Below are 11631 nucleotides of genomic sequence, written 5' to 3' on the forward strand. Positions count from 1 at the left end.
CCGCGAACGCATAGTCAACAGCGTCGGGTAACGCGAACGCAAGGGCAAGCACACGCGGCGCGAGAAGGTACACCCGGACGGCGCGTCGTAAGACACACCATGCCGGCACATCTACGCGTGCTAAACGGCACCGCGCGCACCGCACGCATCGACCGTCCTCACCGTCACCGCATGAACAACCCGCCGTTCACATCCCAGCACGCGCCGTTTGCAAAGTAGGCATTCTCCGCGGCGAGCATCACCGCCACATCGGCGACGTACTCAGCCGAGCCCAAACGGCCTGCGGGAATATTGGCGATCACCGCTTTGAGCTTCTCCGGCGCGACGCTTTCGTGCACGATCGGCAGGTCCATCGGACCCGGCGAAATGGCGTTGACGGTCACACCGGCCGCGCCGAGGTCGCGCGCAAACACCTTGGTGAGCGTAATCACGCCGCCCTTGGCCGCCGCGTAATGCGCGCCGGTCGCCGAGCCGCCGTTCTGTCCCGCCAGCGACGCGATGTTGACGATGCGCCCGTGGCCGACATCGGCGAAATGCTGGCCGAACACCTGACAGCCGAACAGCACACTGCGCAGATTGACGTCGATCACCTGATCGAACTGCTCGGCGGTAATCTCCATCACGGGGACGACTTTGGATGCGCCCGCGTTGTTGACCAACGCGTCCACGCGCCCCCAGCGCTGGAGGATCGCATCGCGCGCGGCTTCGAACGCGGTCTTCGCGGTGACGTCCAGATGCAGCGCGAACGCGCTGGACCCGTCGGCGCTCAGATCGCGCGCCAGCGCTTGCGCGGCGGCGAACGCGATGTCGCCGATCGCGACCGCATAGCCCGCCGCGTGAAAACGCGCGGCAATCGCGGCGCCCAGCCCGCGTGCGGCGCCTGTGACGAGTACGACTCTTTTCTGCATGACTTCGACTCCGTTAGTAAGCGACAAGCGAGAGCGGACACGACGCGCCGCCATGACACGCGGCAGCATGCGTCACCTGATGTCGTTCAGGCCTTGCCCGATCCCGATCGCATTCAGGCGGCAGGATCAGGCGGCAAGCGCGGCCTCGAAACGCGCGGCAATCGCGCACACCTGTTCGTCCTGTCCTTTGCGACCGACGATCTGCAAACCGGCCTTCAGCGGCGAACCCGCGAGCGGCAGCGGCAAACTCAACGCGGGATGGCCGCTCAGGTTGAACGGCCGGATCAGCTTCGACATCGCGATGACCGACGCGCCGCCGCGCGCCTCGTCGAGTGTGATGGGCAGAGCGGGCAGCGTCGGCAGAATCAGCACGTCGACGTTATCGAGCGCATGATCGACGGCCGCCGTGAATTGCCGGCGGACGTGTTGCGCCGCGTCGAGTTGCGCGGCGGTGGTGTTCGCCGCGGCGCGCAGCCGTGCGTCGAGATCGGCGCCGAGCTTGCCGGTTTCGAGCAGATGACCGAGTGCGCGCGATGTCTCCACATTGATGACCGCAAGGCCCGCATCGAACGCGGCCGACAGCCCGTCGAGCCGTAGCGCGTGCGCAGTGCAACCGGCCACGTCGGCCGCTCGCGCGACCGCTGCGCCGATCTCGGGCATCGCATCGGCCTGCACGATGCCGACTTTGCACCCCCCTTGCCACGCGCGCGCGGCATGCATGTCGAAGTCGGCGGTGATCGCCTGCATCACGGCCACCAGCGTCGACATCTCGCGCGCAAACGGCCCGACGCAATCGAGCGACGATTCACGCGGCGCCACGCCGCGCCGCGACACACGGCCGAACGTCGGCTTAAGACCGGCCACGCCGCAGCACGCGGCGGGCCCGCGAATCGAGCCGCCGGTGTCGGTGCCGAGCGCGGCATCCGCGAGTTTCAGGCCGACCGCCGCTGCCGAACCGCTCGACGATCCGCCCGGAATACGCGTAGCGTCCTGCGGATTTTGCGGTGTGCCGGTGTAGTCGTTGATACCGGTCATGCCGAACGCGAGTTCATGCATGTTCGCTTTGCCGACGACGCGCCAGCCGGCCGCGAGCAAACGCGCGACGACCTCCGCATGCTCTGCCGCGGGCGCCGTGTCGGCCAGCGCACGGCTTGCGGCCGTGGTGGCGTAGCCGGCGATATCGATCGTGTCCTTGATCGCGATCGACGGCCCTGTGCCGCCCAACGACAAGGTCTGGATAAACTCGTTCATGGGTTCGATGTCCTTGCATTGACTTGCCACGGCGCATCGAAGAGGCGCTCGGTGCGAAAGTGAGTGATGAGCCAGTCGCGGCCATTGTCCGCCGGCGCGAAATCCACTTCGAGACGCGCCGAGATCAGCTCCGCCGGCGCATCGACATAGCCCGACGCCTGCAGCATGATCCAGCGGCCCTTCGCGGCAGCGCCGCGCACCGCAATCGTTTCCGACGTGAGGAAGTGCACGTTCACCGAGAAATGCGGCGACGGCGGCAGGTAGCGCGACAGCATCGCGACGATCGCCGCACGACCCTTCAGGCGTCCGAACTTGTTGGCGTACTGTGGGCCGATGCCTTCCCAGACGGCATCGTCGGCAAACAGCGCGGCGAGCGTCTCGCCTTCGAGCGCGCCGCACGGCACATCGCATAGCGCCATATAGCGCGCCATCGTGCCGCGCACCGCCGTTTCGGCTTCGAGCGCGGCGAGCCGCTCGCTCAGCGCGCGCAGCGTATCGGGGTTCGTCTCCATTGCCTCGCGCTCCGTCATGTTCACGATGCGTTCGCGTGCTGCGGCGGCACTTGCAACGCGCGTCCGACGCGCGCTTCGATCTTGCCGTAGCGCCACAGATTGTATTCGCCGACCGGCGTCGTGCGATACAGATTGCACACGGCGACCGTCGTGTCGAAGTCGCGCACGTCGGCCATGATGTAGAAGGTCCACGGCGAGTTGTCCGCGTGGCCGACGGTGAGGCGGTCATCGTCCATGATGCCGAGCACCTCGACGCCTTCCATCGCTTCGATCGCGGCCAGCATCTTGCCGTAGGCCTGCCACACCGTGCCGATCTGCTCGCGGGGCAGATCGAAGAAATTCTGCGTGACGCCGCAGCAGAACAGAACGCGTAGCGGCAGCGCCGGATTGCCGGTCGAGTTGGACATGAGTAGGTTCTCCTTGAAAAACGTGTGAACAGAGGCAAAGCAAAAAGTGCTCGGGTCACTTCACGCAGCGCGCCGGGTCCCGCAGGCCGCTCAGAGATAGCCGGCAATCGGCGGCACGCCGACGAACACCGCACCGGCGCCGTCATAGTTGCCCTCACCCAGAAACGCGTGCTGCGTGACGACCATCGAGTCGCGCAACAGCCGCTGTAACGGATGCGAGCGATAGATCGCCATCGTGCCGCCGAGCCGGTATGCGCGCTGCACGACCTCGGCGCCTTCGCGCGCGATCTGCGTGGCCGCAAGACGCAGCAGGCTGACCTGATCGGCGGTGACGGGTGTGCCGGCGAGGATCGATTGCCAGACCTGATCGGTGGTGTCGTAGAAGAACGCGCGGGCCGAACGCAATTGCGCCTCGGCTTTCGCGAGTTCGATGCGGTAGTACGCGCGGTCGGCGAGTTGCGGCGCGCCGGTCGTGGTCTTGCGCCCGCCCGCCATCTGATTGGCGACATCGAGCGCGGCGCGGGCCAGCCCAAGGTTGACCACGGCGAGCACCTGCGCCGCATAGGCGATGGTCGGGTAGCGATACAGCGGTTCGTCCACGCACGGTTCGCCGCCGCGCACGAAGGTCCACGCATCGGCGACGAACTGGTCGTGCACGCGCAGGTCGTGGCTGCCGGTGCCTTGCATGCCGACTACATCCCAGTTCTCGACGATCTCCACCTGATGTGCACGGAACACGGCTGTGCGTGGTTTGCCGGGTGCGCCCGCGCCGCCGGTGCCGATGCCCACACCGAGCCAGTCCGCACCCTTGCAGCCGCTCGCGAATTTCCACGTGCCGTTCACGCGCCAGCCGCCGTCCGCTGGCTGCGCGGATTGCACCGGAAAGAGGCCGCCCGCGAACACCTGGTCGGGTCCGTCGGCGTAAATCTGCGCCTGGGTCTGAAGCGGTAGTGCTGCCAGATAGACATTGGCCGAGCCGAAGCTCGCGACCCACGCGGCCGAACCATCGGCCGCCGCAATCCGTTCGATCATGTCGAGAAACGCGGTGGGCGCGAGCGCATCGCCGCCGAAGCGCCGCGGCGTGGCCGCCCGATAGATGCCCGCGCGCTTGAGGCTGGCGATCACGTCGCGCGGCACATGCGAAAGCCGGTCGAATTCGTCGCGGCGCGCGGCGATCTCGGCGATCACGTCGGCGAGCGGCAGGCGCGCGCTCATCGACGCGGGGCAGGGGGCGGACTCGACGGCGATGGCGGTGGCGGACATGGGGGCTTCTCCTTGATTCGATATCGACGGGAATAGGGCGCACGGTGTGGTCGAAAACGACGCGCCGTGCACGGTGAGGCCAGTCTAGGAACGCAAAAAGAACGCTTCAATTGGGATGCGGGGCGCGCTTTTAGGTAACGTGCCGGGGGCGTCTAAAGAAATCTTCAGATACGGATTGCGGGTACTGGTGTTATGTTTCTGCACAGACCCGATTGAACCTGTGTGCCGCCACGCCCGATGAATTTCCCCGCCGAAGCCGATTTTCACCGCCTGCTCGACGCGCTGACGCTGTGCGTGCTGCTGCACGACGCCGAGACCAAGGCGATCGTGTGGGCCAATCGCGCGGCGTGCGAGGCGCTCGGCTTCACGCTCGACGAACTGTTGCCGCTTAAAGCGAAGGACATGACGCGCCCGGTGCCGAAGTACCGGCGCGAGATCGGCGTGGGCGCGATGGACCGGTCGATCACCGAGGGCCCGCAGGTCTACGAGTGGTGCTACCGTTCGCGCAGCGGCGCCGATATGTTGTCCGAAGCAATTGCCACCTATGTGCCGCTCGCCGGGCGCCCGGTCGTGATGGTGCAGTTCCGCGACATCAGCGCGGAGGACACGCTCAAGCAGACGTTGCGGCGCTACGAATCGCGGCTGCGCGAATTCATGCAGGATCTCGGCGAAGGCGTCGCGGTGCTGACGCCCGCAGGCGTCGTGGAATTCGTCAGCGAGTCCGGACGGCGCGTGCTCGGTCTCGAAGAAGGCGCGCCGATGGGCGACCTGCTCGACTATTGCAGCGCGGCGGATCGCGACCGTCTGCTCGCGCAGCTCGCTGCCGCGCCGCGCATCCAGCCGTCGGCGCCGCAGCGTTACCGGATTACGCGCCGCGACGGCACGCCGGGCTGGCTGCGCATTACGTGCCGGCGCATCGAGATCGAAGACGACCTCAATGGCCGCCTGCTGCACTTTCGCGACGTGACCGACGAGGTCGCGCTCGAAGAGGCACGCCGCAACGAAGCGCGTCTGCTCGAATATGCGGGGCGTTACAACGCCATGGGCGAGATGGCGACCGCGATCGCTCATGAGTTGAGCCAGCCGCTCGCGGCGGTGCGCAACTTCATCGAAGGGGCGATTCGCCGTCTCGCGCAACCTGGTTCGCTCGACGATGCCGTGTGGGGGCTGCGAAGCGCCGATCGTCAGGCGGAGCACGCGGCGTTGATCATCCGCAGCGTGCGCGATTACATCGCGAGGCGCGAGCCGAGCGAAACGCACGCGGACTTGCGCGAGGTGCTCGCGGACGCCGCTTACTTCATCGAATTGCGCGCGCGCGAAGCGGGCGTGACGGTCACGATCGATCAGGCGAGCGAGCCGTTGCCGGTGTATGTCGAGCGCGTGCTGATCGGCCAGGTGCTGCTCAATCTCGCGTTCAATGCGATCGACGCGCTGGGCCAAGGCACGCAGGCGGCCCCGACACCGCCGCGAAAGAGCGAATTGCGCCTTGTCACTCAACTGCGCGGCAAACACGCACTGGTCCAGGTGATCGACAACGGGCCCGGTGTGTCCGCCGATGCGTATGGGCGCCTCTTCGACGGCTTCTCGTCGTCGAAAGCGGGTGGCAACGGCATCGGCCTGTCGCTGTGCAAGAACATCGTCACGCGGCACGGCGGCGAGATCTGGGCGAAGCCGGCGCCGCACGGCGGACTCGAATGCAGCTTCACATTGCCGTTCGCGCTTGCGCCAGCCGCCTGAGCGCGGCTTAACCATGCGTGGCGTGCGTGTTCTTCGGAATGGTCATGAGCGTCAGCGCGGTAATCAGGCCGAAGCCGATCAGCATCAACGCAACGGGCCACGGCGCCCGGACCTGCGCATACAGTGCGGTCGCGACCAGCGGCGCGAGTCCGCCGGAGAACACCGACGCGATTTCGTGGCCGAGCGCCATGCCCGAGTAGCGCACTTCGGTCGGGAACAGTTCGCCCATCAGCGCGGGCTGCGTGCCGATCATCGCGGCGTGGCAGAACGGCAGGCCCAGCGCGAGCGACAGGAAAACATAGAGCGGCTGATGCGTGTCGATCAGCCAGAAGGCCGGAAACGCGATCACCACGAGGCCGAGTGCGCCGATCATATACACGGGGCGCCGCCCGATCACGTCCGAGAGCCGGCCCCACAGCACGATCGTCACGAGTTCGAGCAGCATCGCGATCATCACGCCGCCGAGCATCACCGAAACCGGCACGCCGACACTCTTGCCATACACCAGCACGAACGACAGAAAGATATACGTGCCGCCGTTTTCCGCGACGCGCAGCCCCATCGCCTGCAACACCTGCTTCGGATGATTGCGCAGCACGGTCAGCACCGGCATGTGCTTCGGTTTGGCGGCGGCGAAGTCGCGGCTTTCGGGCAAGCGCCGGCGAATATACACACCGACACCGAAGATCAGCACGCTCGCGAGAAACGGCACGCGCCAACCCCACGACATGAAGCTTTCGAGCGGCAGCCGCTGCACCAGATAGAACGCCGCCGCCGACAGCACGAAACCGCCGGCCACGCCCAATTGACTGAACGACGCGTAGTAGCCGCGCCGGTTGGCCGGTGCGCTTTCGCTGATCAGCAGCACACCGCCGCCCCATTCGCCGCCGGACGCGATGCCTTGCACGATCCGCAGACACACGAGTGCGACGGGCGCGAGAAAGCCGACCTGCGAGAACGTCGGTAAGAGGCCGATGCCGAAGGTCGCCATGCCCATCATCATCAGCGTGACGACCAGCGCGCCTTTGCGCCCATGCCGATCGCCGATGTGGCCGAACACGACGCCGCCCAGCGGCCGCGCGAGAAAGCCGATCGCGAAGCCCGCGAATGCGGCGAGCGTGCCGAGCAGCGGATCGCCGTGCAGCGGGAAAAACAGCGGCCCGAAGATCAGCGCGGCGGCCGTGCCGTACAGAAAGAAGTCGTACCATTCGAGCGCATTGCCGATCACGGAGGCGACGATGATTCGCCGCAAGGTCCGCGAAGTAGCCGGCATCGCGGACGCGGGAGGCGATCCGGCCGTGGGGGAAAACGTATCGTTTTGCATCGTCGTGCTCGCTATTGTCGCGGTATCGTGGGGGCGGGAAAGGGCGCTAGCGCCCGAGTGACTTCGCGCTCTGGCCGCCGATGCCGAAGTCGGTAGCCGGTATGTCCTTGATCATCACGCGGGCGGCCGCCAGTGGCGCATCGAGCAGGTTCGCGGCGCTCTCGCTGAGCGCGGCGATCAATGCGGCCTTTTGCGCGGGCGTGCGGCCAGCTATCAGAATCGCAATGATGCTTGGCAGTGCGGTGCGTGCATCAGGGGCGTTGCTCGCGCTGACGCCGCCTACGCCGATGTCGTGCGGCGGCAATTCGCTCAGCAGAATCCGCACCGCTTCGGCAGGCGCGCCGATCGCGTCGACCGTGGCCTGCGTGAGACTCGCGATCAGTTGCGCCTTGCGCGCCGGCGCGTGTCCAGCCGGTAGATAGACTTCTAGTGTAGGCATCGTTTCGCTACGCTCACGGGTTCGCAGGTTCGCCGATCACGGTTTGGCGATCACAGCAGGAAGCCGATCGCGCTCAACGCGTCGGTCGAATCGATCAGACGGATCACCTTCTGAACGATGCGCGGCTCGCCGCTCGCGAAGCCGATCCGATGCGTGAGGTCCGCCGCGAACAGCGTCGCCTTGCCGCGTTTGTACGCGACGGTCACTTGCGCCGAGTTCACCGTGACTTCATCGCTGGCGTCGCTCGTGAGCGTGAAGCGCGAGACCGTGCGCACGGTGCGCGCGGCGTCGCTCGCCGACGCCGAATAGCCGGACGTCATCCGTTGCACGCGTTTTTCGCGCATGTCCTGATCGTCATACGCGTAATTCAGCGTGGCGGCGAAGTCGGTGGCGTCGGGCTCGATCGGCACCACGTAGAAGCCCGCCGGGTCCCACAGCGTCAGCCATTCGCGATAGTCCTTGCGATCGAGCAGTTCGGCTTCGCGCCAGATGAGTTCGATCGCGTCGGCGAAGATCTTCTGCGAGAACAGGGTGTTGCGGTCGTCCATCATGCTTGCTCCATCATCGTGCGCCATTGCGCGTACGCTGCGCGCATGCCGGTTTCGTCGGTGGCGTGTGCGGTCTTTTCGCCGTTCGGCGCAGTGTGCTCGCGATTCAGGCCGCGGTTCACGAGGATCGGCAGATCGGGGCCGGCGTGCGAGCCGCGCTGCACGCGCTCCCAGGCTTCGGCGTCGTCGGGGCTGCCGAAACCGAACGGGCCCTGGAAGTGTTCGTGAATACGCAGACGCACACGGTTCGCTTCGTCCGGGCCGCCATCCATCGCGAGCGCGACGTGACGAATTTCGGTTTCGTGCGCGGAGATGGGCCGCAGCACGCGGAAAAACGCCATCGACAACGCGAGATTCGGAAACAGGTTCAGGTTGAAGCCGACGCCCATCAGCGAGCGCACGATGCGGCGCACCTCCTCGGGCGCGTGATCTTTGCCGAGCGACGCGGCGAGCGCCTCGAAGCGCTCGGGGATCGGCGCGCCATCATCCTTGTCCAGATCGACGAGTTCGGGCACCAGTACCGCGAGGCTATGGCCGTTGCCGAGCGAGCGGCAGAACGCATCGTCGCTGGTCATGAAACTGGTGATCGCGGCGGCAGTTTCATCGTCGATCGATTTCATCCACGATTTGTGGACTACCGGGAAGTGATAGAGGTCCGTGGTGTTCTCGAGCTGAATCTTCCAGTTGCCGTTGAAGCGGAAACGGTGTTCGCCGTTGGCCTTGATCGGATAGCCCGCGCCCTGCTTCATGAACAGATCGATCCAGGGTTTCGCGCCGCCGAGAAAATCTTCGAGCGGCTCGATCTCCTGATTGAAGCTCGCAAATATCAAACCTTGATAGATTCCCACACGCAGGCGGGCAAGCGGCAACTCCGTCTTGTCGATCACGCCTTCATAGCCGTCGCCATACGGCAGTGCGCGCAAGGCGCCGTCGAGGCCGTAGGTCCAACTGTGATACGGGCACGTGAAGCCTTTCGCGTTGCCCTTGTGCTGTTCGCACACGGTGGCACCGCGATGCCGGCAGCGGTTCTGTAGCACGTTGACTGCGCCGCTCTTGTCGCGCACGACGATCACCGGCTGGCGGCCGATCGTCGTGGTGCGGAAGTCGCCGGGGTTCGGCAGTTCGCTCTCGTGCGCGACCCAGATCCACGTCTTGTAGAAAATGCGCTCGAGTTCGGTTTCAAAGACCGCCGGGTCGTAGTACAGCGACGGGGCCACGCGGTCGGACTGCGCGCGCTGGTACAGCGCGCTCGCATCGACGGTCTGATATGAGGATTCGCTCATGACGGTGTAGTGGGGGTGTGGTCGATGAGCAAAGTCTCGCCGAGTGACTGATATGCGTCAAATTGATCTAAAATGAAAACTAAGATCAACCGCATGGATATCTCGATGAATTCGCTGGACCACGTCGACCTCAACCTGCTGCGCGTTTTTCAGGCGATCGTCGAAGAGCGCAGTCTCACGCGGGCCGGTCAGCGGCTCGCGCTGTCACAGCCGGCCATCAGTTATTCGCTGGGGCGCTTGCGCACGCTGTTCGACGATCCGCTGTTCATCCGCACGCGCGTCGGCATGCAGCCGACGCCGATCGCGCTCGAGTTGTCGGCGATCGTGTCGCGCGCGCTCGACACGGTGCGCGAGGCGCTGCGTTACGCAGAGCATTTCGATCCGGCGGTGAGCACGCGCACGTTCCGGCTGTCGCTCTCGGACGCGGGTGAACTGGCCTATCTGCCGCCGATCTGCGAAGTCGTGCACCAGCAGGCGCCGCGCGTGAGATTGCGCATCGAGCCGTTGCCGGTCGAAGAAATCGAAGACGCGTTGCGCTCGAGCCGGCTCGATTTCGCCATCGGCAATCTGCCCACGCTGACCGCGCGCACGCGCCATCAGGCATTGTTCGAGGAAACCTATGTATGCATGACGCGCAAGCGGCGCGGCTTGCCGCGCGCGAAGGAGCTGGGTCTGAAGGCGTTTCTGGAGGCCTCGCACGTGCAGATCACGTCGGTCGAGCACAGCCATCATGCGCTCGACGACGAGTTCCGCGCCCAAGGTGTCGGGCGTCATATCGCGCTGGAACTACCGCATTTCGTCGCGCTGCCGAGCGTGCTCGCCGTGACCGATCTGTTCGCGACGCTGCCGCGCCGCCTCGCGCAGATTTTCAACCGCGGCGGCGGCTTTCAGATCTACGAGTTGCCGGTGAGCCTGCCGGTCGCGGCGGTCACGATGCATTGGCACGAGCATTTCGACCAGGACGAGGGCAACGTGTGGCTGCGCACCCTGATGGCGGACATCGTGCGGCGCTTCGACGAGCTCTGACGCCGTTGCGGCATCACGTCCGTTTGAAGAGCCCGCGCGCGAGCGAACACATCAGCGTGGTGGCGGGTGATTCGTCCTGCAAACGGCGGCTCATGATGATCGGCGAGGCGATGCTGGCCGCCGGAACCGGCCGGTACACGACGCCATGCGCGCGCAAACCTTCCACGCTTTCCGGCACGAGGCATACGCCTACTTGCGCCGCGACCAGACCGAGCGCGGTCTGCAATTCCCGCACTTCGTGAATCGCCTTCGGCTCCAGCGCGTGATCGTGCAGCGCCGAGAGCTGCTGGTCGGCATAGCTCGGCCGCGGCGTGCTCGGATAGACGATCAACGTTTCCTGGGCGAGCGCGGCGAGGGTCAGCGGCTTCTTTTGCCGCGCAAGCGGATGGTCTTGCGGCAGCGCCGCAATCATCCGTTCTTCGACGAGCACCTCGCGCGCCAGTTGCGCGTCGTCGAAACGCAGGCGGCCGAAGCCGACGTCGATACGGCCGCCTTTGAGCGCGGCCAGTTGCTCGATCGTGAACATCTCTATCAGCGACAACTCGATATGCGGCGCGGCCTCGCGAAACGCGCGGATCACGGCGGGCAGCGCGCCGTACAGCGTGGAGGGGACGAAGCCGATCACGATGCGCTCGGCCAGTTGCGCGAGCCGGCGCGTGAGCGGCGCGAGTTCGTCGGCTTCGTCGACGAGGCGCTTCGCCTGCGTGTAGAAGATGCGGCCGGCTTCGGTCAGACGCAGCGGCCGCGACCCGCGTTCGAACAGCGGCAGGCCGACACTTTCCTCGATCTGCTGAATCTGCCGGCTTAGCGGCGGCTGCGTCATGTGCAGGCGACTGGCGGCCCGCGTGATGTTCATTTCTTCCGCAACCGCGATGAAATAGCGGAGTTGGCGAAGTTCCATGCAGACCCCTAAGGTACTGGTTTTCTTATTGA

General features: G+C 65.7%; 12 protein-coding genes. 2 read left to right on the forward strand and 10 right to left on the reverse strand.

Features of this window, described 5'->3' with window-relative positions:
• Positions 1-164 precede the first annotated feature (164 nt).
• From HV770_RS00190 to HV770_RS00210, 5 genes are all read right to left on the reverse strand, one after another.
• A complete protein-coding gene (locus HV770_RS00190) occupies positions 165-908 on the reverse strand; it encodes an SDR family NAD(P)-dependent oxidoreductase (protein ID WP_175157562.1) in 744 nt (247 codons plus the stop codon).
• Positions 909-1034: 126 nt separating this feature from the next.
• The gene (locus HV770_RS00195; RefSeq protein WP_175157563.1) at positions 1035-2159 is read right to left on the reverse strand and encodes an amidase; all 1125 of its coding nucleotides are present in this window, start codon (positions 2157-2159) and stop codon (positions 1035-1037) included.
• Positions 2156-2671, reverse strand: a complete 516-nt coding sequence (locus HV770_RS00200; protein WP_175157564.1) for a nuclear transport factor 2 family protein — start codon at positions 2669-2671, stop codon at positions 2156-2158. Before HV770_RS00200 ends, HV770_RS00195 begins: the two co-directional genes overlap by 4 nt.
• Before the next feature lie 20 nt (positions 2672-2691).
• Positions 2692-3078, reverse strand: coding sequence for a hypothetical protein (locus tag HV770_RS00205; RefSeq protein WP_121318049.1), 387 nt, complete (start codon positions 3076-3078; stop codon positions 2692-2694).
• Between the two features lie 90 nt (positions 3079-3168).
• Positions 3169-4341 (reverse strand): acyl-CoA dehydrogenase family protein, encoded by a 1173-nt coding sequence (locus HV770_RS00210; RefSeq protein ID WP_175157565.1) that lies wholly within the window; start codon positions 4339-4341, stop codon positions 3169-3171.
• A 237-nt stretch (positions 4342-4578) separates the two neighbouring features.
• On the opposite strand from HV770_RS00210, the gene HV770_RS00215 reads away from it, so the two are divergent.
• Complete coding sequence (locus HV770_RS00215; RefSeq protein ID WP_175157566.1) at positions 4579-6078, forward strand: PAS domain-containing sensor histidine kinase; 1500 nt, start codon at positions 4579-4581, stop codon at positions 6076-6078.
• A gap of 7 nt (positions 6079-6085) precedes the next feature.
• Here the strand turns inward: HV770_RS00215 and HV770_RS00220 are convergent, their stop codons facing one another.
• From HV770_RS00220 to HV770_RS00235, 4 genes are read right to left on the reverse strand one after another with little or no spacing between them, the layout of a single operon-like run.
• Positions 6086-7402 (reverse strand): MFS transporter, encoded by a 1317-nt coding sequence (locus HV770_RS00220; protein ID WP_175157567.1) that lies wholly within the window; start codon positions 7400-7402, stop codon positions 6086-6088.
• Positions 7403-7448: 46 nt separating this feature from the next.
• Entirely contained in the window at positions 7449-7841 is a 393-nt protein-coding gene (locus HV770_RS00225; RefSeq protein ID WP_175157568.1) for a tautomerase family protein, read from the reverse strand.
• A gap of 50 nt (positions 7842-7891) precedes the next feature.
• Positions 7892-8392, reverse strand: a complete 501-nt coding sequence (locus tag HV770_RS00230; protein WP_175157569.1) for an aromatic-ring-hydroxylating dioxygenase subunit beta — start codon at positions 8390-8392, stop codon at positions 7892-7894.
• The gene (locus HV770_RS00235) at positions 8389-9672 is read right to left on the reverse strand and encodes an aromatic ring-hydroxylating oxygenase subunit alpha (protein WP_175157570.1); all 1284 of its coding nucleotides are present in this window, start codon (positions 9670-9672) and stop codon (positions 8389-8391) included. The genes HV770_RS00230 and HV770_RS00235 overlap by 4 nt, the downstream gene beginning before the upstream one ends.
• A gap of 105 nt (positions 9673-9777) precedes the next feature.
• Here HV770_RS00235 and HV770_RS00240 point away from each other — a divergent pair, with 105 nt between their 5' ends.
• Entirely contained in the window at positions 9778-10698 is a 921-nt protein-coding gene (locus tag HV770_RS00240) for a LysR family transcriptional regulator (protein WP_175158002.1), read from the forward strand.
• A gap of 13 nt (positions 10699-10711) precedes the next feature.
• Here HV770_RS00240 and HV770_RS00245 read toward each other — a convergent pair whose 3' ends face one another.
• The gene (locus HV770_RS00245) at positions 10712-11599 is read right to left on the reverse strand and encodes a LysR family transcriptional regulator (protein WP_175157571.1); all 888 of its coding nucleotides are present in this window, start codon (positions 11597-11599) and stop codon (positions 10712-10714) included.
• Positions 11600-11631: the final 32 nt, after the last annotated feature.

The sequence above is a fragment of the Paraburkholderia fynbosensis genome (assembly GCF_902859935.1).
In the GTDB taxonomy this organism is placed as follows: Bacteria; Pseudomonadota; Gammaproteobacteria; order Burkholderiales; family Burkholderiaceae; genus Paraburkholderia; species Paraburkholderia fynbosensis.

Excerpts from the sequence above, each read along its gene's own strand:
- HV770_RS00190 (WP_175157562.1), bottom strand. The coding sequence starts at position 908 with ATGCAGAAAAGAGTCGTACTCGTCACAGGCGCCGCACGCGGGCTGGGC.
- HV770_RS00195 (WP_175157563.1), bottom strand. The coding sequence starts at position 2,159 with ATGAACGAGTTTATCCAGACCTTGTCGTTGGGCGGCACAGGGCCGTCG.
- HV770_RS00200 (WP_175157564.1), bottom strand. The coding sequence starts at position 2,671 with ATGGAGACGAACCCCGATACGCTGCGCGCGCTGAGCGAGCGGCTCGCC.
- HV770_RS00205 (WP_121318049.1), bottom strand. The coding sequence starts at position 3,078 with ATGTCCAACTCGACCGGCAATCCGGCGCTGCCGCTACGCGTTCTGTTC.
- HV770_RS00210 (WP_175157565.1), bottom strand. The coding sequence starts at position 4,341 with ATGTCCGCCACCGCCATCGCCGTCGAGTCCGCCCCCTGCCCCGCGTCG.
- HV770_RS00215 (WP_175157566.1), top strand. The coding sequence starts at position 4,579 with ATGAATTTCCCCGCCGAAGCCGATTTTCACCGCCTGCTCGACGCGCTG.
- HV770_RS00220 (WP_175157567.1), bottom strand. The coding sequence starts at position 7,402 with ATGCAAAACGATACGTTTTCCCCCACGGCCGGATCGCCTCCCGCGTCC.
- HV770_RS00225 (WP_175157568.1), bottom strand. The coding sequence starts at position 7,841 with ATGCCTACACTAGAAGTCTATCTACCGGCTGGACACGCGCCGGCGCGC.
- HV770_RS00230 (WP_175157569.1), bottom strand. The coding sequence starts at position 8,392 with ATGATGGACGACCGCAACACCCTGTTCTCGCAGAAGATCTTCGCCGAC.
- HV770_RS00235 (WP_175157570.1), bottom strand. The coding sequence starts at position 9,672 with ATGAGCGAATCCTCATATCAGACCGTCGATGCGAGCGCGCTGTACCAG.
- HV770_RS00240 (WP_175158002.1), top strand. The coding sequence starts at position 9,778 with ATGAATTCGCTGGACCACGTCGACCTCAACCTGCTGCGCGTTTTTCAG.
- HV770_RS00245 (WP_175157571.1), bottom strand. The coding sequence starts at position 11,599 with ATGGAACTTCGCCAACTCCGCTATTTCATCGCGGTTGCGGAAGAAATG.